Source organism: Haloechinothrix sp. LS1_15, assembly GCF_033042135.1.
Taxonomy (GTDB): domain Bacteria; phylum Actinomycetota; class Actinomycetes; order Mycobacteriales; family Pseudonocardiaceae; genus Haloechinothrix.
Genome location: NZ_WBXM01000003.1, coordinates 268,501 through 294,485, shown reverse-complemented (window position 1 = coordinate 294,485; position 25,985 = coordinate 268,501). Strand labels below are relative to the sequence as shown.

25 protein-coding genes and 1 tRNA gene are annotated in these 25,985 nt (G+C 68.6%); 9 read left to right on the top strand and 17 right to left on the bottom strand.

All coding sequences use genetic code 11. The annotated features are described in order from the left end of the window. Positions 1-40 precede the first annotated feature (40 nt). The 4 genes from infB to rimP all read right to left on the bottom strand — a co-directional run bounded on the left by infB (position 41) and on the right by rimP (position 5,176). Positions 41-3,019 (bottom strand): translation initiation factor IF-2, encoded by a 2,979-nt coding sequence (gene infB, locus F8178_RS06590; RefSeq protein ID WP_317493763.1) that lies wholly within the window; start codon positions 3,017-3,019, stop codon positions 41-43. An 87-nt stretch (positions 3,020-3,106) separates the two neighbouring features. After that, the gene (locus F8178_RS06585) at positions 3,107-3,421 is read right to left on the bottom strand and encodes a YlxR family protein (RefSeq protein WP_317493907.1); all 315 of its coding nucleotides are present in this window, start codon (positions 3,419-3,421) and stop codon (positions 3,107-3,109) included. 82 nt (positions 3,422-3,503) lie between these two features. Further along, positions 3,504-4,559, bottom strand: coding sequence for a transcription termination factor NusA (gene nusA / locus F8178_RS06580; protein ID WP_317493762.1), 1,056 nt, complete (start codon positions 4,557-4,559; stop codon positions 3,504-3,506). Then, positions 4,556-5,176 (bottom strand): ribosome maturation factor RimP, encoded by a 621-nt coding sequence (gene rimP / locus F8178_RS06575; RefSeq protein ID WP_317493761.1) that lies wholly within the window; start codon positions 5,174-5,176, stop codon positions 4,556-4,558. The genes nusA and rimP overlap by 4 nt, the downstream gene beginning before the upstream one ends. A gap of 230 nt (positions 5,177-5,406) precedes the next feature. Here rimP and F8178_RS06570 point away from each other — a divergent pair, with 230 nt between their 5' ends. Next, positions 5,407-6,366 carry a ferritin-like domain-containing protein gene (locus F8178_RS06570; protein ID WP_317493760.1) on the top strand — a complete coding sequence of 320 codons (960 nt, stop codon included), beginning with the start codon at positions 5,407-5,409 and terminating at the stop codon, positions 6,364-6,366. A 33-nt stretch (positions 6,367-6,399) separates the two neighbouring features. Here the strand turns inward: F8178_RS06570 and F8178_RS06565 are convergent, their stop codons facing one another. The 7 genes from F8178_RS06565 to F8178_RS06535 form a co-directional block, all read right to left on the bottom strand. Continuing rightward, positions 6,400-7,137: a hypothetical protein gene (locus F8178_RS06565; protein ID WP_317493759.1), complete on the bottom strand. Its 738-nt coding sequence runs from the start codon at positions 7,135-7,137 to the stop codon at positions 6,400-6,402. A 170-nt stretch (positions 7,138-7,307) separates the two neighbouring features. After that, on the bottom strand, positions 7,308-8,963 hold the full coding sequence (locus F8178_RS06560) for a PH domain-containing protein (protein WP_317493758.1): 1,656 nt from the start codon (positions 8,961-8,963) through the stop codon (positions 7,308-7,310). Next, positions 8,960-9,445: a PH domain-containing protein gene (locus F8178_RS06555; protein ID WP_317493757.1), complete on the bottom strand. Its 486-nt coding sequence runs from the start codon at positions 9,443-9,445 to the stop codon at positions 8,960-8,962. Before F8178_RS06555 ends, F8178_RS06560 begins: the two co-directional genes overlap by 4 nt. A gap of 35 nt (positions 9,446-9,480) precedes the next feature. Then, complete coding sequence (locus F8178_RS06550) at positions 9,481-10,332, bottom strand: class II fructose-bisphosphate aldolase (RefSeq protein WP_317493756.1); 852 nt, start codon at positions 10,330-10,332, stop codon at positions 9,481-9,483. Next, positions 10,323-11,318: a hexose kinase gene (locus tag F8178_RS06545; protein WP_317493755.1), complete on the bottom strand. Its 996-nt coding sequence runs from the start codon at positions 11,316-11,318 to the stop codon at positions 10,323-10,325. Before F8178_RS06545 ends, F8178_RS06550 begins: the two co-directional genes overlap by 10 nt. Next, positions 11,315-12,334, bottom strand: a complete 1,020-nt coding sequence (locus F8178_RS06540) for an ROK family protein (RefSeq protein WP_317493754.1) — start codon at positions 12,332-12,334, stop codon at positions 11,315-11,317. The genes F8178_RS06545 and F8178_RS06540 overlap by 4 nt, the downstream gene beginning before the upstream one ends. Then, entirely contained in the window at positions 12,331-13,263 is a 933-nt protein-coding gene (locus F8178_RS06535; protein WP_317493753.1) for an SIS domain-containing protein, read from the bottom strand. The genes F8178_RS06540 and F8178_RS06535 overlap by 4 nt, the downstream gene beginning before the upstream one ends. Before the next feature lie 190 nt (positions 13,264-13,453). Here F8178_RS06535 and F8178_RS06530 point away from each other — a divergent pair, with 190 nt between their 5' ends. The 6 genes from F8178_RS06530 to F8178_RS06505 all read left to right on the top strand — a co-directional run bounded on the left by F8178_RS06530 (position 13,454) and on the right by F8178_RS06505 (position 18,781). After that, positions 13,454-14,236 (top strand): DeoR/GlpR family DNA-binding transcription regulator, encoded by a 783-nt coding sequence (locus F8178_RS06530; protein WP_317493752.1) that lies wholly within the window; start codon positions 13,454-13,456, stop codon positions 14,234-14,236. 126 nt (positions 14,237-14,362) lie between these two features. After that, positions 14,363-15,601 (top strand): extracellular solute-binding protein, encoded by a 1,239-nt coding sequence (locus F8178_RS06525; RefSeq protein WP_317493751.1) that lies wholly within the window; start codon positions 14,363-14,365, stop codon positions 15,599-15,601. Further along, the gene (locus F8178_RS06520) at positions 15,594-16,541 is read left to right on the top strand and encodes a sugar ABC transporter permease (protein WP_317493750.1); all 948 of its coding nucleotides are present in this window, start codon (positions 15,594-15,596) and stop codon (positions 16,539-16,541) included. Before F8178_RS06525 ends, F8178_RS06520 begins: the two co-directional genes overlap by 8 nt. Beyond that, a complete protein-coding gene (locus F8178_RS06515; RefSeq protein WP_317493749.1) occupies positions 16,541-17,383 on the top strand; it encodes a carbohydrate ABC transporter permease in 843 nt (280 codons plus the stop codon). The genes F8178_RS06520 and F8178_RS06515 overlap by 1 nt, the downstream gene beginning before the upstream one ends. Before the next feature lie 10 nt (positions 17,384-17,393). Next, positions 17,394-18,485, top strand: coding sequence for a sn-glycerol-3-phosphate ABC transporter ATP-binding protein UgpC (locus F8178_RS06510; RefSeq protein ID WP_317493748.1), 1,092 nt, complete (start codon positions 17,394-17,396; stop codon positions 18,483-18,485). Between the two features lie 95 nt (positions 18,486-18,580). Continuing rightward, entirely contained in the window at positions 18,581-18,781 is a 201-nt protein-coding gene (locus F8178_RS06505) for a DUF397 domain-containing protein (protein ID WP_317493747.1), read from the top strand. A gap of 40 nt (positions 18,782-18,821) precedes the next feature. On the opposite strand, the gene F8178_RS06500 is transcribed toward F8178_RS06505, so the two are convergent. From F8178_RS06500 to F8178_RS06485, 4 genes are all read right to left on the bottom strand, one after another. Further along, entirely contained in the window at positions 18,822-20,381 is a 1,560-nt protein-coding gene (locus tag F8178_RS06500) for a hypothetical protein (RefSeq protein WP_317493746.1), read from the bottom strand. Positions 20,382-20,527: 146 nt separating this feature from the next. Next, a complete protein-coding gene (locus tag F8178_RS06495) occupies positions 20,528-21,328 on the bottom strand; it encodes an NAD(P)H-binding protein (RefSeq protein ID WP_317493745.1) in 801 nt (266 codons plus the stop codon). Next, the gene (locus F8178_RS06490; RefSeq protein ID WP_317493744.1) at positions 21,328-21,753 is read right to left on the bottom strand and encodes an MmcQ/YjbR family DNA-binding protein; all 426 of its coding nucleotides are present in this window, start codon (positions 21,751-21,753) and stop codon (positions 21,328-21,330) included. The genes F8178_RS06495 and F8178_RS06490 overlap by 1 nt, the downstream gene beginning before the upstream one ends. 391 nt (positions 21,754-22,144) lie before the next feature. Next, positions 22,145-22,218: transfer RNA gene (locus F8178_RS06485), tRNA-Ile, on the bottom strand. A 279-nt stretch (positions 22,219-22,497) separates the two neighbouring features. On the opposite strand from F8178_RS06485, the gene F8178_RS06480 reads away from it, so the two are divergent. Beyond that, entirely contained in the window at positions 22,498-23,439 is a 942-nt protein-coding gene (locus tag F8178_RS06480; RefSeq protein WP_317493743.1) for a mechanosensitive ion channel domain-containing protein, read from the top strand. A gap of 224 nt (positions 23,440-23,663) precedes the next feature. Here F8178_RS06480 and F8178_RS06475 read toward each other — a convergent pair whose 3' ends face one another. Together F8178_RS06475 and F8178_RS06470 are read right to left on the bottom strand one after the other, a co-directional pair. Then, on the bottom strand, positions 23,664-23,798 hold the full coding sequence (locus F8178_RS06475; RefSeq protein WP_317493742.1) for a hypothetical protein: 135 nt from the start codon (positions 23,796-23,798) through the stop codon (positions 23,664-23,666). Between the two features lie 114 nt (positions 23,799-23,912). Continuing rightward, entirely contained in the window at positions 23,913-24,053 is a 141-nt protein-coding gene (locus F8178_RS06470; RefSeq protein ID WP_317493741.1) for a hypothetical protein, read from the bottom strand. A 1,044-nt stretch (positions 24,054-25,097) separates the two neighbouring features. Here F8178_RS06470 and F8178_RS06465 point away from each other — a divergent pair. Then, positions 25,098-25,955, top strand: coding sequence for a hypothetical protein (locus F8178_RS06465; protein ID WP_317493740.1), 858 nt, complete (start codon positions 25,098-25,100; stop codon positions 25,953-25,955). Positions 25,956-25,985: the final 30 nt, after the last annotated feature.

Here is a 25,985-nt window from a genome sequence, read left to right as displayed (position 1 = left end):
GGGCGGAAGCGAGAGGCATCGCTTGCGCCCCCGGTTCGCGCTACACGCGCGGCTTCTCGCGGTACTCGTAGGTCTCGACGACGTCATCCACCTTGATGTCGCTGTACTTGCCGAGCGTCATACCACACTCGAACCCGTCGCGGACCTCGACGACATCGTCCTTGAACCGTCTCAGCGAGGAGACCGGGAGGTCCTCGGCCACCACCACGTTGTCCCGCAGCAGGCGCGCACGCGCGTTGCGCCGGATCTGGCCGGAAGTGACGCGACACCCGGCGATGGTGCCGACCTTGGAGGACTTGAACACCTCGCGGACCTCTGCCCTGCCGAGTTCGACTTCCTCGTACTCGGGCTTGAGCATGCCCTTGAGCGCGTTCTCGATCTCCTCGATGGCCTGGTAGATCACCGTGTAGTAGCGCACGTCCACGCCTTCACGGTTGGCGATCTCCGTGGCCTTGCCTTCCGCCCGGACGTTGAAGCCCATCACGATCACGTTGTCGGCGATCGCGAGGTTGATATCGCCCTCGGTGATCGCGCCGACGCCGCGGTGGATGATACGCAGCTCCACGTCCTCGCCGACGTCGATCTTGCTCAGCGAGCCTTCCAGCGCCTCGACGGTACCGGAGTTGTCACCCTTGATGATCAGGTTGAGCTGGCGCGTCTCCTTCAACGCCGAGTCCAGGTCTTCCAGGCTGATCCGCTTGCGCTGCACGGCGTTGGCCGCGTTGCGCGCCCTGGCCTGCCTGCGCTCGGCGATCTGCCGCGCCGTCCGGTCCTCGTCGACCACCAGGAACGTGTCGCCCGCACCCGGCACCGAGGTGAACCCGATGACCTGGACGGGACGGGAGGGCAGCGCCTCCTTGACGTCCTCGTTGTGCTCGTCGACCATCCTGCGGACCCTGCCGAACGCGTCGCCGGCCACGATCGGGTCGCCGACCCGGAGGGTGCCGCGCTGCACCAGCACGGTCGCCACCGGACCCCGGCCACGATCCAGGTGCGCCTCGATGGCCACACCCTGGGCACGCATCTCGGGGTTGGCGCGCAGGTCGAGCGCCGCGTCGGCGGTCAGCAGGATCGCTTCGAGTAGCGAGTCCAGGTTCTTGCCCTGCTTGGCCGAGATCTCCACGAACATGGTCTCGCCGCCGTACTCCTCGGCGACCAGCCCGTACTCGGTGAGCTGCTGGCGGATCTTGTCCGGGTTGGCACCCTCGACGTCGATCTTGTTGATCGCCACCACGATCGGCGCCTTGGCGGCCTGGGCGTGGTTGATCGCCTCCACCGTCTGGGGCATCACCCCGTCGTCGGCGGCCACCACGATCACCGCGATGTCCGTGGAACCCGCTCCCCTGGCGCGCATGGCCGTGAAGGCCTCGTGTCCCGGCGTGTCGATGAAGGTGATCAACCGGTTCGCACCTTCGAGCTCGGTTGCCACCTGGTAAGCGCCGATGTGCTGGGTGATCCCACCGGCCTCTCCCTCGGCTACGGCCGAGGACCGGACGGTGTCCAGCAGCTTCGTCTTACCGTGGTCGACGTGACCCATCACGGTCACCACCGGGGGCCGGTACTCCAGGTCCTGCTCGGTCCCGACGTCCTTGCCGAAGGTGATGTCGAAGGACTCCAGCAGCTCCCGGTCCTCTTCCTCCGGACTGACGACCTGGACGTTGTAGTTCATCTCGGAACCGAGAAGCTCCAGGACGTCATCGGAGACCGACTGCGTCGCGGTGACCATCTCGCCAAGGTGGAACAGCACCTGCACCAGCGAGGCCGGGTTGGCGTTGATCTTCTCGGCGAAGTCGGTCAGCGAGGCGCCACGCGGCAACCGGATGGTCTCGCCGCTGCCCTTCGGCAGCCGCACGCCACCCACGCTGGGCGCCTGCATGTTCTCCATGTACTCCTGGCGCTTCTGGCGCTTCGACTTGCGCCCCTTGCGCGCAGGGCCGCCGGGCTTGCCGAACGCTCCCGCGGTGCCACCGCGGCCGCGTCCCGGCCCCCCGGTACGCGGCGGACCACCGGGACCGCCGCCAGGGCCACCACCGGGGCCACCGCGGCCGCCACCTGGGCCACCACCGGGGCCACCGCGGCCAGCGCCCGGACCGCCACCGGGCGGTCCGCTACGGGTGCCAGCGCCGCGCCCGCCACCGGGACCGCCAGCAGGGCCACCACGGCCAGCGCCCGGACCGCCACGGCCGCCACCGGGACCGCCACGGGTGCCCGCACCGCGGCCACCACCGGGGCCCCCTTGGCCACCCGAGCCGCGCGCCGGCCGGGACGGCATCATGCCCGGATTCGGCCGGGGCGGCATGTTGCCGGGGCTCGGCTTGCCGGTGCTCGTCGCGTCGTCGTGCTGCGCCGCGGCCGGCTGCTCACCGCCCGACCGGCCACCACGCTCGCCACCGCGACCGCTGCCCTGGCCCCCGGAGGAACGCTGGGGGGTGCGTTGCTGCGGCGAACCGGCCCCCACGCCGAACGGGTTGTTGCCCACGCGGGGCTGCCGTGGCCCCGGCTTGGGTCCACCGGACTTCGGCCCCTGCGGCTTGGGCGGGACAACGCTGCCGCCGTCCTGGCCACCGGATTCCTGGTCGTCTTGACCGCTGGCCGGAGGCCCCGGCTTGGGAGCCTTCGCAGTCGGCTTCTCCTGCTGCGGCTCCTGCGGCTGCGCCGACTCCGGCTGATCTGGCTGAGCCGCCTGCGGCTGCGGCTGCGCCGGTTTGGGCCCCGGCTTCGGGGCCGTCGCCTGTTGCTCGGGCTCAGCGGGCTTGTCCGCCACCGGAGCGGCATCCGACTGCTGCGCTTTCTCGCGAGCCGATTTCTGGCCCGACCTGGGCCCCGGCTTCGCACCCGCAGCGGGCTTCTCGCCTTCCGGCTTGGGGAACGCCTCCCGCAACCGCCTGGCTACCGGCGCCTCGACCGTGGACGACGCCGACTTCACGAACTCGCCCTGTTCCTTGAGCTTGGCGAGTACTTCCTTGCTCGTGACTCCGAGCTCTTTCGCGAGCTCGTGTACGCGGGCCTTGCCTGCCACTACTCTCCTCGTCCGGTGAGGTCGGCGGCTAGCCCCGCAGACCTCGTCCTATTGTCGCGCGTTCATGGCTTCAGCTTCACGGCTGACTCATGACGGGTCGACCTGCTTTCTCTCTTCCCGCTTCGATGCGACCGCGGCCGCACCTGTGGTCTGGGTTGGCGCGCTGCCCCGGTACTGCCGGAGGTACTCTCCGACGGATCCGGCGTCGAGCGGCCCAGAAACCCGTAACGCCCTGGGGAACGCTCGCCGCCGGGTCGCGGATTCCAGACACCCTGGGTCGGGGTGCAACCACGCACCCCGGCCCGGTAGCCGCCGACACTCGTCGACGACCAGGCACCCGTCCGCCGCGACTACCCGCAACAACTCGCCTACCAACGCTCGGCCGCGGCAACCGACGCACATACGAACCGGGCGATGACCACGTTCCCCACGGGCTGGAACCACGATCGAGCGTTGCACCACCTCAAGTCTATCGTCTGCCTCACTACTCAGACGAACCGGTTATCGCAGTGCGCCGAGGCACCTCGCCCGGAGCGGGATCGGCGGGGATCACATGGCCGCTGCTGGTGTCGGCGTCGCTGCGGATATCGATGCGCCACCCGGTCAGCCGAGCGGCCAGCCGGGCGTTCTGCCCTTCCTTGCCGATCGCCAACGACAGCTGGAAGTCCGGCACGATTACCCGTGCGGTCTTCATGCGCTCGTCGACCACCCTCACCGACACGACCTTCGCCGGTGACAGCGCGTTGCCCACGAAAGTGGCCGGATCATCGGCGTGATCGATGATGTCGATCTTCTCGCCACCGAGCTCGTTCATCACGTTGCGCACCCGCGAGCCCATGGGGCCGATGCAGGCACCCTTCGAGTTGACGCCCTGCACCGTGGAGTGCACCGCGATCTTCGACCTGTGACCCGCCTCACGGGCCACCGAGGTGATCTGCACCGTACCGTCCGAGATCTCCGGGACCTCGAGCGCGAACAGCTTGCGCACCAGGTTCGGGTGGGTGCGTGAGAGGGTGATCTGCGGTCCCCGAGCGCCACGGGAGACACCGATGACATAGGCCTTGATCCGGCTGCCGTGCTCGTAGTGCTCGCCGGGAACCTGCTCGGCAGGCGGCAACACGCCTTCGGTGTCCCCGAAAGCCACGACCACCGTGCCCCGTGCGTTGGCCCGCGCATCGCGCTGCACCACGCCCGCGATGATCTCGCCTTCCTTCGCGGAGAACTCGCCGTAGGTCTTCTCGTGCTCGGCGTCCCGCAACCGCTGCAGGATCACCTGCCGGGCAGTGGTCGCCGCGATGCGACCGAAACCTTCCGGCGTGTCGTCCCACTCCTCGGCGATCTCGCCGTGCTCGTTGAGCGAGTAGGCGATCACGCGCACGAACCCTGTCTTACGATCGATGTCGATTTTGGCGTGGCGCTGGTGGCCCTCGGTGTGCCGGTAAGCGGTCAGCAGGGCGGACTCGATGGCCGACAGGACGGCTTCGAAGGGGATGTCCTTGTCTCGTTCGATCGCGCGCAACGCCGCGATGTCGACGTTCACCTCGACTCCTCCTTCGCCTGTGTTTGGTTCTCGCTCGCCCCTGTGCCAGCGGCACCTTCCCGGCCACCGGTCGCCTCGTCGGCGACCTGCTCGGCGTCAGCGTCGAGGCGCTTCAACTCGTCGCTGGGGGGTTGCTTGAACTCCACCTCTATGGTCGCATTGGCCACCTGCTCGTACCGAACGTCCCGGATGGCCGAGCCGACGAGGACGCGGGCGGCGTGGCTGCCCGCGTGGCCGATGCGACCTGTGAAGCTCTCACCGTCGGTCGTTGTCACCCGTACGAGGCGGTAGCGCGCGCGTCTCCAGTGGCGCTGCGCGGTCAACGGCCGATCGAGACCGGGGGAGGTCACTTCGAGCGTGTAGGAGCCGGCCAGCACGTGGTCGTGGTCGTCGAGCCTGGCCGACACGGCACGGCTGACCTCGGCCACCTCGTCCAGCTCGATCCCGTCGTCGGAATCGACGACCACCTTCACCACTTTACGCGCACCGCTCTGCTGCACATCGAGCGCATCCAGCTCGAACCCGGCTTCGCTGACCGCGTCGGCCACCACGGGCTCCAGCCGCGCGGCGAGATCCTTCGGCACTGTCGACTCTCCCCTGTCCGGCTGCGTCCTCATCGTGGCTGACCGAACTCGCGAGCTCGGCATCAGCGTTGGTCACGGTTGGTCCCGGTCAGCTTCCGTTGACCCGACCCACCATGGATCCAGCTTAGACCAACCTCGCGCTCACCGAACCTTCGCTGCCCGCCTCACGGTGCCCGGTCGCCACCGGCTTATCCACCATGCCCGCACTGCCCCCCGGCAGCCACCGGGCGGCGCGAGGAGTGTCCCCTGGCAGGATGATGCTCGTGGGGACAGCAGCGAACCGGGGACAGGGGCGGTTGACCCGCCGCAGCGTGCTGCGGCTGGCCGCGCTCGCCGTACCGGCCGTGCCCGTCACGCTGGCGGGCTGCGTCACCGGGCACGACACCCGGCCCGATCCATTGGTCCCGCTGGCGCGGCACGCGGAGTTCGACGCGGGCGCGGGCTACGAGCTGGCAGCACCGCTGACCGGGACCGAGTCCGAGGTCGCCACCGCCGTCGCCGAGGTACGGTCCCGTCACGAAGAGGTGCTGCGCGCGGAGGCCCGGCGCGCCAACCGTCCCGAACCCGAGGAGCTGCCCGCGCCCGACCCGGTGACCGATCTCGAAGGTCTGGGTTCGCGCCTCGAGACGGCCATCTCCCAGATCCGGGACCTGGTCGGCGAGGTGTCCCGGCACCGGGCCGCGCTGCTCGGCACGGTAGCAGGTGGCTGTGCCGCCGCGTTGGCGCTGCACGAACACCTCGGCGGGCCGCTGACCGTCGAGTTCACGGTGCGCTCACTGGACCTGGAGCTTGCCGAGGCGTCGATCCGGGCATTGCGCGAAGCGCTGGCCGCCGAGCACGCGGCGATCTGGAGCTACGACTTGATCCGCGCTTTCCTCCCAGGCGAGCTGACCGACATGATCGACGAGACCATCGCCGAACACCGCGCGCGCCGGGACGGCGGCCGGGAACTGCTCCGCGCGGCTGGGGCGACTACCGATCCCGCCGAACCGGCTTACCACCCGCCGGAGCCGGTCACAGACGAGGAGTCGGCGGCAATGCTCGCGATCATCGCCGAGCGCGACACCGCGCGGGCCTGGCGTGGCCTGCTGGAGCGGACCGATCACGGCGCGCTCCGGCAGTTCGCGCTGCAGGCGCTGCTGTCGTCCGGCACGGCGAGCACCCGCTGGCGCTCGCAGGTGGGCGCGGAGCCCGTCGCGGTGGCCCTGCCCGGCCGGCCGTGAGCGCGCCCCTGGCGCCCAGCCTGGTGTCGCGCGTCAGCGCAGCGCCGTGGCCAGTCGCAGCGCTTCCTCGGCGAGCTCGGCGAGCACCCCGGGATCGAGCGCGGTCTCCACCGAGTCCGCCTCCACGATCGTCACGACCGTGTCGTCGACCTGGGAGGCGTAGTGAGTGCCAGCCAGGCCGGGGACCGTGGGTTCGTCCACAGTGCCGTCCAGCACCAGATCCGAGATGTTGCCCGCCCCCGGCGTGTCGGTGATCCCCTGTAGCTGCCGAGCACGCTCGCCGTCGGGCATGGTCACCGTGACCACCGAGGTCAGCACGCGCTGCCCGTCCACACGCGTCTCGTACAGCCCGCGCACCACCCGTTCACACGGGTACTCGGAGAACCACCACTGGACCTGCCCGTAGGACACGGCCACGCAGTCGTCACCGGTGTCCGGGGTTACGACAGGTTCGAAGACGTACTCCCCGACCTCGAGCGGCTCCGGTGACCCCGGCAGTGACGCGTCCGGCTGCTCGGCCGAGTCCGCCTCACCGGCGGCGGGCGCGGAGACGTCGTCCCCGGCCCGTTCCTCTCCGGAGCGTCCCGTATCGGCGAGACCGTAGGCGAACAGCCACCAACCCAGCCCGGCGAGCACGGCCACGGTGCCCAGCCCGACCACCACTGTCACGATCCGCTCGCCGACCCACCGCCACAACACCGCGTGCCTGCCGGACGTGACGCTGTCACCATCCTGATCGTCACGGTCATGAGCACTCGTCGCCTCGCGCATGGTCGCCTCACCGTATCGGACGCCTGACCCGTCTCCCCTTCGGTGCCTGTGCACCCCGGCCGGTCACCAGGAGCCCACGCCATCATGCCTGGCGAGCGCCCCGGTGCGAGCCGAAGGGCCCCTCGGGTACATATCCGGTACCGAAGGAGTCCTTCGGCTCACCCCCACCGTCACCGCTCGTCGCGTTCGACGAACGGGGCCAGGAGGTCGGGTACGGCTTCCTCGGCGATCAGTAGGCCGTCGCGCTGGGCCACATCGGGGATGGCGTAGGCACCCTGGCCCGCCGCGGTAGTGGCCTCCACCGTGACCAGGCCGACGCGGCGCTGGAAGATGGACTGCCGGATGGTCCAGCCGATGATCCCGCTGCGCTGCAACGCGACCGTGCTCCTCCGGAGCGTTCCGCTGCGACCGAGGAGGTACCGTCCGGCGAGGGCGTGGCCGAGATTGCGGTAGGCGTCCCATGCGAGAAGCGCCGCCAGCGGCGCTACCACCAGCAGCACCACCCAGATTCCCCCGCTCGCCAGCTCGCCCGGCCACCCGTCGAGGAGCAGGCTCGCCGCCAGCAGCACACCTGCCAGGCCGATCACCGGCAGCAGTGCCCAACGCAACCGCCGGGTGAACGCTGCCCTGGGATGGCCGGTGAGCGCCCGATCGTAGGGCGAGTCGGGCTCGTCCAGCACCGTCGCAGCGACCGCGCGTGCGACCCGCCGCGGCGCCGCGGGAAGCAACGTCCGGTGATCGGTGCGCTGACCGCCCTGGCTCTGCTGCATCCCGGTGGCGACCGCGTCGACACGTCCCGCGCGGGCGAGCCGTATTCCCAGCGGCTCGACCAGCTCGGTGCCACGCAGCCTGCGTTCCTCGATCGAGATGGACCGGGTGGTCAGCAGCCCCCTACGCACCCGAAGCGTGCCGTCGGACTCGCGCGTCAGGCGGTAGCCCCACCACATCTCGACGAACAGCAACGTCGCGCCGACCGCGCCGATCAGCGCCGCCACCACCACGACCAGTCCCACCAGCAGCACCGCCATCAGGGCCGCGCCGACGGCGAGCGCGGTGAGCCGCTCCTGCAGCTCGCCACCGATGCCGTCGGTGTACCCGGTCACCGACCCGAACCAGTTGACCAGGTTGATCGGAATGCCGAGCGCCGCCACCGCTACCGCGAGCGTCACGAAGGACAGCGGCGCGTAGATCGCCCAGCGCCAGTCCAGGGTGGCGATCGCCGTGCCGCCCGGAGCAGCGCCGGCCACAGCGGTATCGGCCGCGTCCGCGGCGCCCGCACCGGTAGCACCCGACCACTGACCCGCCTCGGTGCCGGACTCGGGGCGCCGCAGCAGCTCCACGCGTAACCGTTCGGCGCGTTCCCGGGACACCGGGTCGAGGCGCAGCCCGCCTTCCGCGGACGCGCTCTGCTCACCGGTGCCGATCACCACGGTTGCCAGGCCGAACAACCGGTGCACCGGACCTGCCGTGATGTCCACCGTGCGGATGCGGTCCCGCGACAGCGAGCGACGCCGGGTGATGATCAGCTGGAACCGCCACTCGAAACGCTCGTCGGTGACGCGGAAACGGGTGGCCCGCCACCGCAGGTACTCCGAGACGGAGGTGATCGCCACGAGCAGCACCGCACCGGCGGCCACCATCCCGGCGGTGACGCTCACCGGCCGCCCCTCGGTGTGGATCCCCAGGCCCGCGGGCACCGCCGCCACGAGCACGATGCCGATCGTGGTCAGCGTCCGCACCAACACCAGCCTGCGGTCGAGCCGTTCGAAGGCGGTCATCCCACCTCCCTCGGCTACCGCCGGATCGGTGTCCTGCTCCGCCGTCACGTGGCATCCCCCGGTGTCGCCTGCGTCGTCTCGGTGAGCTCCTCGACGAGCTCAGCGGCCAGGCGCGCGTCGAGCCCCTTGATCTCCACCGCACCTTTCGCCGACGCCGTGGTCACCATGACGGTGGCCAGGCCGAACAGCTGCTGCAACGGGCCGCGCATGGTGTCGACGGTCTGGATCCGCGACATCGGGGCGACGCGCCACTCCTGCCAGAAGTAGCCGGTCCTGGTGTACACGGCACTGTCGGTGACCTCCCAGCGGTGCACCCGGTACCACCACGCGGGCATGACCACCAGGTACACCAGGCCGATCGCGCCGATGATCCCGGCCAGCACGAGCATCGGGGGCGCGGCGATCGACCCCACCGCCGCCAGCGCCGCCACCACCAGCACCACCCCCAGCGCGAGACGTACCCGCCACCAGGCGCGGCACCGGCGATCCAGCTGGTTTCTCGGCGGCCGTAACCGCACAGGTTGGCTCATGTGGTCAACCCTATCCCCGCGATCCCGGTGGTGTGTCATTCCGTCGCAGGTGGCGAGGTTCCGGCGAGCACCCCGAGCAGGCGCGCCACCTCGGTGGCCAGCGCGTCGCGTCCCGCGCCGATGTAGTGCCGGGGATCGACGGTGTCGTGATCCGCCAGGTGTTGCCGCACCGCGCGGGTGAACACAGCGTTCAACCGGGTCGAGATATTGATCTTGGTCATGCCTCGGGTGACCGCCGCACGCAGCTCCTGCTCGGGCACGCCGGAGGAGCCGTGCAGCACCAGCGGCACCGGTGTCGCCGCGCGGATCGCGGCGATCCGCGCGATGTCCAGCGCCGCTTCCCTTGTGCGCATGGCGTGACTGCTGCCCACCGCGACCGCGAGCGCGTCCACGCCCGTGGCGGCCACGTATGCGGCGGCCTCGGCCGGGTCGGTGCGCGCACCGGGTGCGTGCACGCCGTCCTTGCCGCCCACCTCGCCCAGCTCTGCCTCGGTCCACAACCCCCGCTCGCGGCACCAGGCCACTATCTTGGCGGTGGCTGCGACGTTGGTGTCGTAGTCCTCGGCGGAGGCATCGAACATCACCGAGCAGAAACCGAGCTCCGCCGCCTCATACGCCAGCTCGGGTTCGGTGGCGTGGTCCAGGTGCACCGCGACCGGCACGGTCGCGGCACGCGCCACCGCCAGCGTGGCGGCGCCGATGGGGGCGAGCGCCCCGTGGTAACGCACGCAGTTCTGGCTGATCTGCATAATCACGGGCAGCCCGGCGGACTCGGCCCCACCTGCGATCGCCTCGGCGTGTTCGAGGTGGATGACGTTGAACGAGCCCACACCCCGCTGCTCGGCCTCGGCAGCGGCGACAAGCTCCCCTGTCGGTATCAGTGACATCGCGAACTCCCTGGGTCGTCGGTCCCGCGCGGATGTCCGGGGATGTCCGGCGGGGCCTGCGGCAGCGTGGCGGTCTCGCGCGGGAGGAGTTCCGGGCGCACTCGCGGTTCGAGCCGCACGAGGGTCGCCGTGTCGATCTCGCCCGCCGACGGCGTGCCCACCGCGGCCGCCGACAGCGCCACGGCGCGCGCCACCCGCTCGGGCCACGGGCGCCCGGCCACCACTGCCTCGGCGAGCGCCGCGGTGACCGCATCACCCGCGCCCGTCGGGTTGCCGGTGACGCGCTCCGGCGGGCACGCCGACCAGATTCCGTCGCCGGTCACCGCCGCGATTCCGGCCTCTCCCCTGGTGATCACCACAGCCCGGGCGCCGCGACGCAGCAGCACGCGCGCACCCGTCAGCGGGTCGGCGCACCCCGTGGCCTCGGCCAGTTCCGCCGCGTTGGGCGCGACGATCGCAGGCCCGCCCGCGCACCCATGCCACAACGCAGCACCGCCCGCGTCGAGCACGGCGGGCACCTCGGCCGCTGCGGCGCGCGCCGCCAGGTCGGCGTAGCCGTCCCTGGGGGCGCCGGGCGGCAGCGAACCGGACAGCACCACCGCCGAGGCGGCGGCCAGATGGTCCTGGTAGCTGCGGAGGAGAGCCGCCCACTCGGCGCCGGTGACGGTCGGTCCGGGTTCGTTGAACACGGTGGCGTCACGGTCGACCACCGTGACCGTGCGCCGGGTCTCGCCGCCGACCGTGGTCAGCGCCGTGGCGAACCCCGCGGCGCCCAGGTCCCGGCGCACCGCGCCGCCGGTGGCGCCGCCCACCGTCGCCAGCGCCAGCACCCGGTGGTCAAGGGCGTGCAGCACCCTGGCTACGTTGATGCCCTTCCCGCCTGCCCTGGCGTGGACCGACCGTACCCGGTGGCTGGTGTGCAGGGTGAGCTCGGTGACGCGGTAGGTGACATCCAGTGCGGTGTTCGCGGTGACGGTCACGATCACGGTCGCCCACCCGTTGCCCGGTCGCGCGTGGCCGTGTCCGGTCGGCTCGTATGTCCACTGTGCTTCTGCCCCTGCCGGTGTCCCCTGCGCTGCCAGTACTCCCAGGCCAGCAGGGCGGCACCGAGGCACCCCGCCCGCTCACCGAGGGTCGAGGCCGTCAGCCGGGGTTGCCGGTGGAAGGTGAGCTGCTCGGTCAGCCGCGCGCGCAGCGGGACCAGCAGTGCCTCCCCTGCCGACGCCAACCCTCCGCCCAGCACGATGAGCTGGGGCGCCAGTAGCGAGACCGTCGCGGCGAGCACTGTGGCCAGCGCGGCCACGGCCTCGTGCCACACTGCCGAGGCGACCGGCTCGCCTCTGGCCACCCGAGCCGCGATCTCCACAGTGTCCACCGCTTCACCCGAACGCTCGGCGTAGCGCTGCGCCAGCGCGCTCGCCGAGGCGACGGTCTCGAGACAGCCCCGGTTGCCGCAGCCGCACCGGCGCCCGCCCGGCTCGACCACGACGTGTCCGATCTCGCCCGCGTAACCGCCGCCCGCGTAGGGCTGTCCGTCGAGCACCAGCCCCGCCGAGATGCCGGTGCCGATGGCCACGAAAAGCACATCCGAGACGTCACGTCCGGCGCCGAGTCGCGCCTCTGCCAGCGCGGCGGCGCGCACGTCGTGCCCGACCACGAGCGGCAGCGAGACCCGCGCGGCGAGGTGGTCGCGCACGCCGACGTCGCGCCACCCGAGGTTCGACGCGACGACGGCGCGGCCCGCCCGCTCGTCGACGATCCCGATGATGACCACCCCGGCGGCGCGCGGTGTCAGGCCACGTGCCGTCGCGGACGCCGCGAGCTCGTCGACCGTGGTCGCCAGCTGCTCCAACACGGCCTCGGGCCCCTCGCGGCTGGCCGTGGGCACGCGCCGCTCGTGCAACACCTCGCCCTGGGCACCAACCAGCGCTGCTTTGATCGCGGTGCCGCCCTGGTCGAGCGCGACCACGCAGTCCGTGCCTGCCGCACCGGTCGCGTTCACCGCGTCTCACCCGCGCCCGACGCGCCGCCGTCCGCCGGTGGGTTCGCGCTCAGGATCACCGAGCGGCGCAGGTTCCGCGGCCGGTCCGGATCGATTCCCCTGTGGTGCGCCAGCCGCACGGCCAACCGCTGGATCCGGACCAGCTCGGCCAGCGGATCCTCGACCGAGCACACCCAGCTGCCACCCGCCGCCCGCACCTCCCCCGGTAACCCGGCCGGAGACTCGCCGAGCGCCCAGACCAGGCTGCGCTCGTCGGTGACGCTGATCGGCCCGTGCCGGTACTCCATCGCCGGGTACGCCTCGGTCCAGACACGGGCGGCTTCACGAAGCTTCAGCGCGGCCTCATTGGCGATACCGACCGTCCATCCACGACCGAGAAAGGTGAACTGCTCACGCTCGACCGCACCGTCGGGAAGTTCCTCGACCAGCGCCCGCCGCGCCGCGGCCACCAGCGGGCCGACCGGCTCGCCGAGCTGCGCGCGCAGCAACAGCAGCGCGCTCGTGGCGAACCGGGTCTGCACCACGGACCGCTCGTCGGCGAAGTCGAGCAGCACCGTGCGGTCGGCCAGCCGTGATACCGGTGCCTGCCCGGTGGCGGTGATCGCCACGGTGGGCACGGAGCCGCGAACGGCGGCCAGCGCGTCGCACACCTCCGTCGTAGTGCCCGATCGCGTCAGCGCAAGCACGCGGTCGTACCGCCTGTCCGGGTACTCCGACGCGGGGAAGGCATCGGTTTCGCCCTGCCCGGCACGCTCGCGCAACGCCGCGAAGGACTGCGCCATGAACAGCGACGTCCCGCAGCCCACCACGGCGAGGCGCTCACCGGGGGGAAGCAGGCCTTCCCAGCGCGAGCTCTCCGCCGCGGCGCGCTCCCAGCATTCGGGTTGATCGGCGATCTCGCCCGCCGTCACTGATTCGACATGCGTCATCGGCTGTGCTCCCGTCGCTGCCCGTCGGTGCGCACCGGCGCGCGCTCCCGCTCGCCGTCGCTCGCGCTGATGTGAGTGATAGTGCATGATATTTTCAGAAATAAGCAAACTCACGCAACGCGCCGCCGGTAGATGTGCCGGAGCCCATGGCCGGTAGCGCGTGCCGGACGGCGACGGGACGCGGTGGACGATGAGCAAGTACGCACGCCTGAACGCCCTGCTCGAGCTGCTCACCGAGAACGGTCAGCTGCAGGTCGAACAGGCCGCCGACGAGCTGGACGTCTCCCAAGCGACTATCCGACGCGATCTCGACACGCTCGCTGAGCAGCAGCTGCTGCGCCGTACCCACGGCGGTGCGGTTCCCAACAGCACAGCCTACGACCTACCGTTGCGCTACAAAACCGCGAAGCACGCCCCGGAGAAGCGCCGGATCGCCGAAGCGGCCGCCGAGTTCGTCACCGCGGGCGCGATCATCGGCGCGAGCGGCGGCACCACGACCACCGAGGTCGCCCGCGTGCTCGCGACCCGCCACGACCTGCAGGCGGCCAGCGCCCCACCGGTCACGCTGGTGACCAACGCGCTCAACATCGCCCACGAGCTGGCCATCCGGCCACACATCAAGCTGGTGGTCACCGGCGGGGTAGCCCGCCAGCAGTCCTACGAGCTGATCGGACCGCTGGCCAGGGAGATCCCCGAGCAGATCGCGCTGGACGCGATGTTCCTCGGGGTCGATGCCATCGACGTGCACGGGGGAGCGTGCGCGCACCACGAGGGCGAGGCGAGCATCAACCGGCTGATGGCCTCGCGGGCCAGTCAGGTCATCGTCGTCGCCGACAGCTCGAAGCTGGCAGGCCAGGCCTTCGCGCGGATCTGCCCGATCGACGAGGTCGACGTGCTGATCACCGACAGCGGGGCCGCAGCGGGCACCACGGAGCGGTTCACGCAGTCAGGGGTGCGCGTGATCCTGGCGTGACCGCGGGACCTGATCCAGGCTGGTACTCATTGTTGCGCGCTAGCTGTTGATTTGTGATTGAAAATACGTGAGACTGCTCAGAATCAAGCAGCCCTCCGCACGTCGGGGAGAGAGGTGGCGAGCCACATGAAGCAGTCCACGCGCAGCACTCCCGGAACGCGCCGCACACTGGCCGTCGCGCTGGGTACCGCGCTGGCCGTATCCGCCTGCGCGGGCAACGACGGCAACGACGGTGCCATCACGTTCATCGCAGCGGAGTACAGCACCGACACCGAACCTTACTGGCAGGAGCTCATCGCGTCCTTCGAGGACGAGCATCCCGACATGAGCGTGGAGCTCCAGGTCATCAACTGGGACGACATCGACCAGCACGTCACCACGCTGATACAGAACCAGCAGCAGCCGGACGTGCTCAACCTCAACAAGTTCGCCGACTTCGCCGAGGACGAGCTGCTGCACCCGGCGTCCGAGATCGCTTCCGAGGAGGTTCTCGACGATTTCCTTCCCGGGTTCGCGGCCAACAGCGAGTTCGAGGGCACCCAGTACGCGCTGCCGTTCATCGCCAGCTCGCGGCTGTTCTTCTACAACACCGACCTGTTCGACGAGGCCGGGCTGATCGGGCCACCGGAAACCTGGGACGAGATCGCCTCGGCGGCCGAGGCGATCTCCGAAGTCGGTGCCGTCGGCTACGGACTACCACTCGGGGCGGAGGAAGCGCAGGCCGAGTTCCAGATGTGGATCAACGGCAACGGCGGTCACTGGGTCGACGAGGACGGCAACTGGACCATCGACAGCGAGGAGAACGTCGAGACGCTGGAGTTCCTCGCGGGCATGGTCGAGGACGGGCTCACCCAGCCCAATCCCGCCACCACCGACCGGGCGGACATGTTCAACGCGTTCGCGCAAGGTGAGGTCGGCATGCTCAACGGTGCGGTGTTCCTGCCCGGCATCATCGACGAGCAGAACCCCGACCTGAACTACGAGATCGCGCCGATCCCGAGCAACGAGAACCACCCGTCGTCCACGCTCGGCGTGCAGGACTACTTGATGGCCTTCGACAACCCCGGCAACGAGGAGACGGTGCGGGCGTTCATCGACTACGTCTACACCACCGAGCGCTACACCGAGTTCCTCGAGACCGAACGGTTCCTGCCCGCGACTGAATCGGCGAGCGAGGTGATGGCCGCCGACGAGGAGCTCGCCCCGTTCATCGAGGCGTTGCCGGACGCCCGCTTCTACCCCACGACCGACCCGGCGTGGTCCGCGGTGGACGGCATGGTCAAGCAGGAGATCGGCACCGCGGTCCAAGACGAGGATCCGCGGGCCGTCCTCGACCGGATCCAGCAGCGGGCCGCCGGTGAGTAGTACCGGCACTCAGGTACGCACACCTCCCGCGGCGCCCGCCCCCGAGCGGGCCGGGCGTCGCGGGACGCCGCGGTTGGCCCGGCTCGAACCGCTGCTGTGGATCGGACCCGCGCTGGTGCTGATCGGCGGCGTCGTGCTGTGGCCGGTCGTGGAGATGGTGCTGGCTTCCTGGCAGGACATCAGCCGGGCAGGCGTCACCCGAGGCTGGGCGGGATTCGACAACTTCACCGCGCTCGCCGACCATCCAGCGCTGCTGTCCGTGGTGCTGCGCACCGTGCTGTGGGTGGCCGGTGTCGTGAGCATCACCGTGCTGATCTCGCTGGGTCTCGCGCAGCTACTCAACGCGCGGTTCCCCGGAAGGCGACTGGTCCGCTGGGCGCTCATCGTGCCGTGGGCGGCGTCGTTGGTGATGACCGCGATCGTCTGGCGGTGGATGCTCAGCTACTTCCACGGCATCACCAACCGGATACTGACCGACCTCGGCGTGATCGACCAGCCGAGGGACTGGCTCGGGGAGCCGGCCGTCGCGTTCGTGTGGATGATGTGGGTGGCAGTCTTCGTCTCGCTCCCCTTCACCACCTACGTGATCCTCGCCGGACTCCAGACCGTGCCCGGCGAGGTGTACGAGGCGGCGCGGATGGACGGCGCGTCGGCGTGGCGGACCTACCGCTCGGTGATCTTCCCGCTGCTCAAACCGGCGCTGCTGGTCGCGACCGTGATCAATGTGATCAACGTATTCAACTCCTTCCCCATCATCTGGGCGATGACCAGGGGTGGGCCAGGCAACGCCACAGACACGACCACCACGTTCATGTACAAGCTCGCCTTCGTCGACCAGAGCGTCGGCCAGTCGGCCGCGATGGCCGTGATCAACTTCCTGATGGTCATCGTGATGGTGCTGTTCTACCTCCGCGCCGTGCGGTGGAAGGAGGTGAGCTAGTGCTTACCACCCCCGCGCTGCGCAAGACGCTGCTGACCGCGCTGCTGGCCTGCGGTGCCTGGTTGGTGGCGCTACTCGTGCTCGCGCCGTACGTGCAGATGCTGCTGACCGCGCTGAAGCCGCACGACGAGCTGTTCGCCTCCCCGACGACCTACCTGCCCGAGTCCTGGGAGTTCGGCAACTTCATCGAGGTGTGGCGGGTCGCCCCGCTCTGGGAGTACTTGCGCAACACCATCATCATCGCGGGTCTGTCCACAGTGCTCGCGGTCTCGGTGGCACTGCCTGCTGCCTACTACACCGCGCGGCGGCGGTTCTGGGGCAGGCGCGGGTTCCTGCTCCTGGTGCTGGTCACCCAGATGTTCGCGCCGACCGCGCTGGTGATCGGTATTCACCGGGAGATGCTGGCGCTGGGCCTCATCGACACACACGCCTCGCTCATCTTGGTCAACGCCGCGTTCAACCTGGCGTTTTCCACCTGGATCCTGCACGCCTACTTCACGTCCATACCGGTCGAGCTTGAAGAAGCCGCCTGGCTGGACGGCTGCGGCAAGGCCAGGGCGCTGCTGACGGTGACCCTGCCGCTCGCGGTGCCCGGGGTGGTCACCGCGGTGATCTTCACGTTCATCACGGCGTGGAACGAGTTCGTCATCGCGCTCACGCTGACCAGTACCCCGGATACCCAGCCGCTGACGGTGGGAATCACGGCCTTCATCGGCCAGTATGAGGTGCAATGGCAGTTCCTGTTCGCCGCGTCGCTGATCGCCATCGTCCCTGTGGTGATCCTGTTCGCGTTCATCGAGCGCTTCCTGGTCAGCGGGCTCACGGCGGGAAGCGTCAAGTAAGGAGGAATTCATGGCCACGGTGCACTACGACAACGCGACTCGGTGGTACCAGGGGACGCAGCGACCTGCTGTGGACTCCCTCGAACTGGAGATCACTGACGGCGAGTTCCTGGTGCTGATCGGGCCGTCCGGCTGCGGCAAGTCGACCAGCTTGCGCATGCTCGCCGGGTTGGAGGAGATCGACTCCGGCGGGGTTGCCATCGGTGGCAAGGACGTCACCGGCCTGCCGCCCAAGCATCGCGACATCGCGATGGTGTTCCAGAATTACGCGCTGTACCCGCACATGAACGTCGCGGACAACATGGGCTTCGCGCTCAAGATCGCCGGACGCCCGAAGAGCGAGATCGCCGAGCGCGTGCAAGAGGCCGCCAAGCTCCTCGACCTCGAGAACTACCTGGACCGCAAGCCCAAGGCGCTCTCCGGCGGTCAGCGGCAGCGGGTGGCCATGGGTAGGGCCATCGTGCGGCAGCCCCAGGTGTTCTGCATGGACGAGCCGCTGTCCAATCTCGACGCCAAGCTGCGGGTCTCCACGAGGACGCAGATCGCCGCGTTGCAGCGCAGGCTGGGCACCACCACGGTGTACGTCACCCACGACCAGGTGGAGGCCATGACGATGGGGGATCGTGTCGCGTTGCTCGACGAGGGGGTGCTGCAGCAGTGCGGCACCCCGCGCGAGCTCTACGACCGCCCCGCCAACGTGTTCGTCGCGGGCTTCATCGGCTCACCCGCGATGAACCTGCGCACCGGACGGCTCACCGACTCGGGAGCCGACATCGGTGGCATGACCGTCCCGCTAGCCCGCGACGTGCGGCAGGCCGCTGCCGCCGACGGCACGGTGACCGTGGGAATGCGCCCGGAGTCGCTGGAGCTGGTCGGCACGGGCGAAGGGGCCACGGCCACCGTGACGCTCGTCGAGGAACTCGGCTCGGACGCCTACTGTTACACCACCTTCCCCGGGCACGAAGCCGCGCCCGGCGAGGTCGACGTCATCGCCCGCGTGGACCCGCGCACTGCCCCCGCCAAGGGGGACACGGTGCACCTTCGCCCCCGCCCCAGCGAGGTGCACGCCTTCTCGACGAGCACCGGCGAGCGGCTGACCTGAACCGGCCACGACGGCGGATGATGCCACACCACCGGGTAATATACCCAGCGTGTGATCACGTGCATACTGAGCGTCATCACACTCCGGGAGGCATCATGACGTGGCATACAACGATGACAGGATGGTTCACCTCCAGTTACACCCACCACGAGGAGAACGCGTGCGTGGAGGTCGGCCGTGCCGCGGACCTGATCGGTATCCGCGACACCAAGCAGGCCGCCGTCGCCGACGAGGCACGGCCGGTCCTGGTGTTGCCGGGCAAGGCCTTCCGTGCCTTCGTCGACGCGGTGAAGTAGGCAAGTAGGCGCTACCGGGGACGGACTACGGGGCCGGTACTCAGTGCCCGTGGTCCTCGCCGTCGGCCCCGTCCACACCGTCGCCGAGACCGCCGTGGTCGTGGTCGCCGCCACCGCGCTTCTTCTGGTCCAGGGCCGGGGAGACGAGCAGCGGCGAGAGCAGCGCCTCGGGCTCGGGAAGCGCCTCGGTGTCGGCCGGTGGCGTGTCGGGTAGCTCCACGCGGAGCACGTCGAGACCTCGGGTGGCGTCCTTGACGTAGACCAGCTCGGACATCTCACCCGTGACGTGCCCGTCGGCGTCGCGTTCCGGCACCCACTGGGCACCCCACACCTCCTGCTCACCGGTCACATAGAAGCCGACCTGCGTGATGTCGGCGGGATCGCGCACGTCCAGCAGCCGGAACCCCTGCTGGTAGAAGCCTTGTGCGACGAAGCCGTCCTGGTGGTAGGTGAAGTAGTGCGCCGAGCAGAACACCCCTGCCGGTGCCTGCTCCCCGGTGCCCTGGAACTCCGGCTCGTACCGGTCGAGCGGGCGGATCGTGCCGGTGCCCGGTTCGATCGCTCCCTCACCGGTGCCCGCGAGCTCGTCGATCTGCCAGGTCTGGAAATCGCCCTGCTCGTCACAGCTGATCGGGTCGTCCCAGAGCACCTCTTCGGTCACCAGCAGCACGTTGCCGTCACGCAGGTTCGGCTCCTCCGGCCCGATCGGGTGAGTCGGTCCGCCCTGGCCCGGCGCGTCGCCCGAGCGGCCTGGTTGTGTGCCGAAATCCTCCGCGTGCGGGCGCACCACGTTGTGGTGGATGAACCTGTTGAACTCGCCGCCCTCCAGGCCGGCCTCGTCGGTGGAGTTGAGCACCTGCGGGTCGAGCGGGTCGGAGATGTCGTAGGCGACCGTGCCTTCGAGCCCGCTGTGCCAGGCGATGCCCGCGTCGTCGATGTGCCAGTCGTGCCCCAACGGCCCCACCGAGCTGGGGTGCACGGCCTCCTCGAACGGCTGTGTGTGGTTGGCCAGGTTGATGATCGAGAAGGCGGGTTCCCCTTCAGGGTCGGTGTCGCCCGAGGTGTAGGCGTAGCTGCACTCCGGGTCGATGCAGCTGACCGTATGGGTGCGGGTACTGGTTTCCACCCGTGCTGTGATGAACGGGTTGGCGGGGTCGCTGACGTCGACGACCGCGATCTCGTCGCGCACGCCCACCTCCCCCGGCGTGAACGTAGGCGTCACACCGAACTGGTCGAAGCCGATGAGGATGAACTTGGTGCCGTCGTCGCGCTCGCCAAGGTTGACGTTCTCGTTCTGGAAGAACGCCATGGGCAGGTGGCCGAGGATGCTCGGCCGCTCCGGTTCGGAAATGTCGTAGGTGGTGATGCCGGTCAGCGTGTTGGCATACAGCACCTCGGAGTCGCGGGAGATGGCGGTGGACACCATCGCCTCGTCCGGCACGGTTCCGACGAGCTCGACGTTGTCCGAGGTGATACCAGGTACCGAGAGGCCGGGGGCGTCGTCGAGCACGGGTTCGCCCGCTGCTGGGGTCGCCAGCAGCGCAATCGGGAGGGCGAGGGCGCCGGTCAGCGCGAGCCCTCGTGAGGCGTTTCGTCGCACGGTGAACCACACTCCGCATGTCGGCGAGTCGTTGCTGTTGGGTGGCCGGTTCCCCACCTGTGATGTATCCAACGACGCGGGTGTGCTGCGGGATGCGCGACTCATGGCTAGGTCGAGAGCCGGGCCGCTCGCCGACGCCGTACCCGCTAGGTGAACTCGGCGCGATGCCGGGCCGCCCACTCCTCGACGCTGGCGGCCGGCCTGCCGACGAGGCGCTCCACGGTCGGAGTGGGCTGCTGCGGCGGCTCCGCCGCGATATCGGCCTGCAGGTCGACGTACCAGGCGGCGTAGTCCCCCATCACCGGCGTGAGCTGCTCGATGGCCTCCTCACGGCTGACCTCGATGTACGGGATTTCCCTGCCGAGCCCGGCGCCTATGGCGCGGACCTTGCCCGCACGGCTGAGTGTCTCCGGACCGGTCAGCTCGTAGGCCTGCCCGGCGTGGCCGTCCTCCAGCAGCACCCTGGCCGCCACGTCCGCGATGTCGTCCATGGCGATCGGCGCGTTCGCCGCGTCCGGGTAAGCATCGCGGACCGTGCCGGTGGTGCGGATCTGCTCGGCCCAAATCAGCACGTTGTCGGTGAACTCCCCCGGCTGCAGGTGGGTCCACGCCAAACCCGAGTCCTCGACGGCGTCCTCGATGGGCTGCCACCAGCCACCACCTGCGAGGTCGACGACATGCTGCACCCCAGCGGTGACCGCCAGCTCCATCACCTCGTGCACGGTTTCCACCACAGGGGCGAGGTACATCCGCTCCACCCCCTCCAACGCGGGCGGCACCGTCTCGGGCTTGCCGACGTACCCGCGCACCACCTCCACCTCGTCCGGCAGCGCCGCCTTCGCCGGATTCGTGGTCAGTGCGCGCACATCCGTGGCCCCGGCGGCCACCAGGCGGTCGACCACACGCCGCCCGATGTTGCCGGTCGCTCCAGTGACCAGGATCGTCATTATCTACCCCTCCCCTTGCCGTACCCGTTGTCGAACGTGTCTCGACCGCCCGCTGACGCGGCGTCATCGTGCCGCTCCCACTCGCGCACGAGCGAGCGCGGGGCGATCGTCCGGTAGCTCTCCTCCACCCACTCGCAGGCCAGGCCAACGGACGTGTGAGTCGCGTCGAAGGGCAGGTACACCCAGCCGTACTGGCCGAGCCCGTATCCCATGCGCTGGGCTCCGGGAAGCGAGAGGGCGTGCGCGTGCACGTCCGGATCGGTGAGCTTGACGTGGCACGCAGGCCGCGCGTCGTCGGCACCGAGGAAGACGAAGGCCTTCTTGTCCACCTTGATCGCCGACTCGCCCCACGGGAACTCCTCGTACGCACCCGGCATGTCGAGCGCGAACGCGCGCACCGACGCACGGATCTCCGAGGGCTGCACGGCTGGAACCTCCCCACGACGTCCCGGGTGTACTGCAGGCGCACTGTAGTGGCGACCACCGACGATTCGGGGAGCCTGCGCGCGGCGATCACACCCGTCCCCTGCTGCGCCGGTATGCCGATCGAAGGCGGGGAGGCCGCGGCTGGTCGGGATCGGCCATCGCCAGCTCGCTTTCGATACGGTCCAACCGATCCCCGGTATGCATCGCGGCGAGGCTAGCGGCAGGCACCGAGGACTACCGGCCGGGGTCGCGCCGACCTCGACGAATCCTGTTACCGGTGGTCACGGACGAAACACTGCCCCAGATGTGCCCCACGTTGCTCATGAACCGGGGCAAGGAAAGATCATCCGTATGGATCGTTTCCACAGCTCATTCTAGATGTTGATCTAGTGGGCCGGGCGGGACTTGAACCCGCGGCCAATGGATTATGAGTCCACTGCTCTAACCGACTGAGCTACCGGCCCGTGCGGTACCCACCCTACGCAAGCACCCCGAGCGGCCGATCAGGCGGCCTGCCCTGGTACGACGGTCTCCCTAGCCGGGCAAATCGACCACACTGCTTTCCGGCGGTGGTTCGATCCGGTCTCGGCCGCATCGTGAGTGTGCCACCCGCCCGTGTCGCCGTTCAGCGAACGAGACGGGTGAAGTACCGTGTCCGCCTGCTTCGTTGTAGCTGGAATCCAGATCGAGGGAAGGTTGGCTTGTTACCCAGAGGACAGACACTCGCATCCGGTGATCCGGTGATGCCGGTGGCGCAGGCGGAGGCCGTATCCGACTGGTTCGCGGCGCAGATCGGTCCGTTCGTCACAGGACTGATCAATGTCGCCATCATCATCGTGCTGGCGGTCGTGCTGCGGTTCGTGGCACATCGCCTGATCACCCGGCTGGTCAACCGCATCATCAGCTCGCACCAGCGGCTCAACCAGACCAAGACACGCGCGAGCCGGGCGGCGCAAGAGACCTCCCAGGACGCTGCCCACCGCGAGGAACGCCGAGCGGCACACGTGCACACCGTCGGCGGGGTGCTGGGCAGCGTCGCCACGGTCGTCATCTTCGGTGTGGCGTTCGTGATGATCCTCGCCGAATTCGGGATCAGCATCGGACCGATCCTGGCCAGCGCTGGTGTGCTGGGCCTTGCCATCGGTTTCGGCGCCCAGAGCCTTGTCCAGGACTTCTTGGCCGGGCTGTTCATGATGCTCGAAGACCAGTTCGGTGTGGGCGACGTCATCGACGCGGGTGACGCCGTGGGAACGGTCGAGGCGATGACCTTGCGTATCACCAAGATCCGCGACCTCGACGGCGGCCTGTGGCATGTGCGCAACGGCGAGATCCTGCGCGTCTGCAACATGAACCAGGACTGGGCCAACGCGGTCGTGGAGCTCCCCCTCGACTACTCGGTGGACATCGCGCACGCCAAACGCGTCATCGAAGACGGCCTGCAGGAGCTCACGACCGACCCCGAGATCCAATCGCAGGTCCTGGACCAGCCCGACGTCAGCGGCGTGGTGGGCATCGGCAACGGCGCCGTGACGATGCGGATCATCATCAAGACCAAGCCAGGCGCGCAGTGGGCACTCGGCCGTGCGGTACGGGCGCACCTCAAGCAGGTCTTCGACCGGGAAGGCATCAAGGTCGCCTACCCGGTGATGTACCAGCAGGGCAGCGGCGCGACCCAGCAAGGCTGACCTGGGTAGCACCCTACGCTCATGGCGGCGATACGGTCGTGATGGCGCTGCCGGTGGCGCGGCGGCACAGCTTGCGCAGTGAGTCCATGCTCGACTGTGACTTCGCTGGCCCGGCGCGGCTAGCTGAATTGCTCGGCACCTGGTAGCGGTGGATTCTCCTCTTCGCATGGTCCGGCCGCGCCCCTCCGGCGAAGGGCTGACGGGTATGGCGCCGTGAAACCTGATCAGCCCTCGCCGGAGTCGGTGTAGGTGTCCAACAGGATGTAAGCCCCTAGCTGGGCGAGCCGGGCGACGAGCGCGGGATCGATACAGATCCCGTCCTGCGGGGCGCGTAGGGCCCAGCCCACGTGCAGGAACACGTCGGCCTCCCCCGGCAGCGCGGCAATGTCCTCGGCATGGTGGGAAAGGAACTCACCGGCGGCGCGGATGTGCTTGTCGAGCCGTACGTCCCAGCCGGGGCCCAGATCGACGGACTAGTAGCGGTGCCGCTTGTGCAACGGGGTTCGGCTGGGCACCCCGAGCCGCTCTTCCACCAGGTCGGGAGTGAAGCCGGCGCTCTTGATGACGAGCGTGACCACAGCCCATGTGTGGTCGGCCATAGCGGGATCGTCCATAGGGGCAGTGTGCCGGAGTGGGCGTGCGCAGGCGCGGATTTTCGCGCCCAGCTCGATGACGGGTACACCCCAACCACCCCGACGGCGACTGTGTGAGCAGCGGTGGAGCACGCTGCGGCCCGACATGGCGCGCATGAGCCCAGCGGGAAGGATCGATCTTGGCCTCGCCCCGGGGCGAGGCCAAGCACAACCCCGGCGGCCGCACAGGCGGCAACACCCGCGCGGTTGCTGCGAAGCACTACCGCACGCACCGGATCGCGAGCGCCGAAGCACTCGAAGGCATGTTCGGTGACGACGGGAACACGGGTAAACGAAAATGGCGGGTTTCTGGAGAGTTGGCCTCATCCGGGTTCGAACAGCAAGTAGTCCCAGGTCTGCCGACCTGGGGCTCGAAGCTCCCCCGGGCTGGACGCGCACCAGCAACCCTTCGGACCTCTAGCAACCGTGCCCGACACCTCGCATACGTTCCAGATAGGGCTGTGACCTGTGATGACGGACCTACCGATGTTCCGGTTGGCAGCAGTCGCGACCGGCTGACCGGCACTAAGTCACGTGACTCCATTTCCGCGCTCCTCGCCGCCTCGCGCCCGCGCCCGGCGCGGTCCACCCTGTAACCGATGCCGCGTGACATACGACATACACACTGTGACCGTATCTCCGTACAGGGCGCAAAGCGCGGTATCGGCGCTAAGCGCGGTTGAGCGTATTCGGCTCGGCTTTGACCATGTGGTGGTCGCGGGGATGGTGTCCCGCAGCGGCGCCGTGTGAGCGGTTCATCGTGTTCGGTTGCCCCCGTGCCTACGCGCGGGTCCGGTGGCGTTTAGCGCGATCGGCGGCGGGAACAGAGCGGGAGGCAGCCAGCCGCACGCCTGGTCTGCCCCGCGCACGCGCCCGGTGGGGCGGCTTGTAGACGTACAGAAAGTCCTATCGGTGTAGTGGCACCTGTGGTAGCTACACCGGAGGCGGCAGTGGACGCACATACGAGACAGAGCCGGTAGCCGATGGAATATACATTCGGATGCATGACAACGAAGGGGTTAAGTAATGCCACTTGAATTGCTCTCGATCGTGCTATCAAGTGTCGTAGCTATAGGTGTGATAATTTGGGAGACGCATAAGTACTTCCTGGAGGGCGCAAGAGTTCGAATCTACCTCAACCCGGGAACCATAACAGTTGACGAGAACGGAAGAAGCCAACTTGTTGTGCATCCTGACAAGTGGAGCAATGCACAGCCAGCAGGACGAACTCCCGAATTGGCTGTTCTCGATATTGTTAATGCTGGCCGTACTGGCGTCACCCTCTCACACCCGGGCCTGCACGCCAGAAATTTCAAAGTGTGGCCATTCGGAAAGATTAAGCAAACTGACAAGTACAGGCCACAACTTTTAGGACTCCCTTCGCCGCTAGACAAGTCGGAAACTAAACCTATCGTTAGAATAGAACCGCTTGGTCGGACGCGATTCATCTTTGATGCGTGGCATGTCCTGCTCCCGCTAATCGAAGATAACGAAAACGCAGCTACTGTTCGAGGTTCCGTCACTGTTGCTGGTCGCCGTAGAAGGAAGTTGTCCAGCTTCCGCAAGCGGTGGAGTATACCGAAGGAATCCATGTCGTTCCTAAGAAACGATATGAATGTTGGTTACTTTATTTATCGGTCGATGTGGTGGCGCTCAATAAATGAAGATTGCGGTTTTAGTCAAGATACATGTATAGATATTGCGGACCAGGTGCTTGATATCAGCATGGAACAGCGGCGCATACTTGAAAATTGCGAACTGGCTGCCATAATTACACAAAAACACCACCGCGAAGTCAGTGACCAGCAAGTAAGTAGGTTAGTGCGCAAGATCACGGAGGACTTACGGAGAATCGACGAAAGGCTCAAGATAGTTGAAAAATAGCATCTTATCAAGTTGGGCTACCCTTGCGTC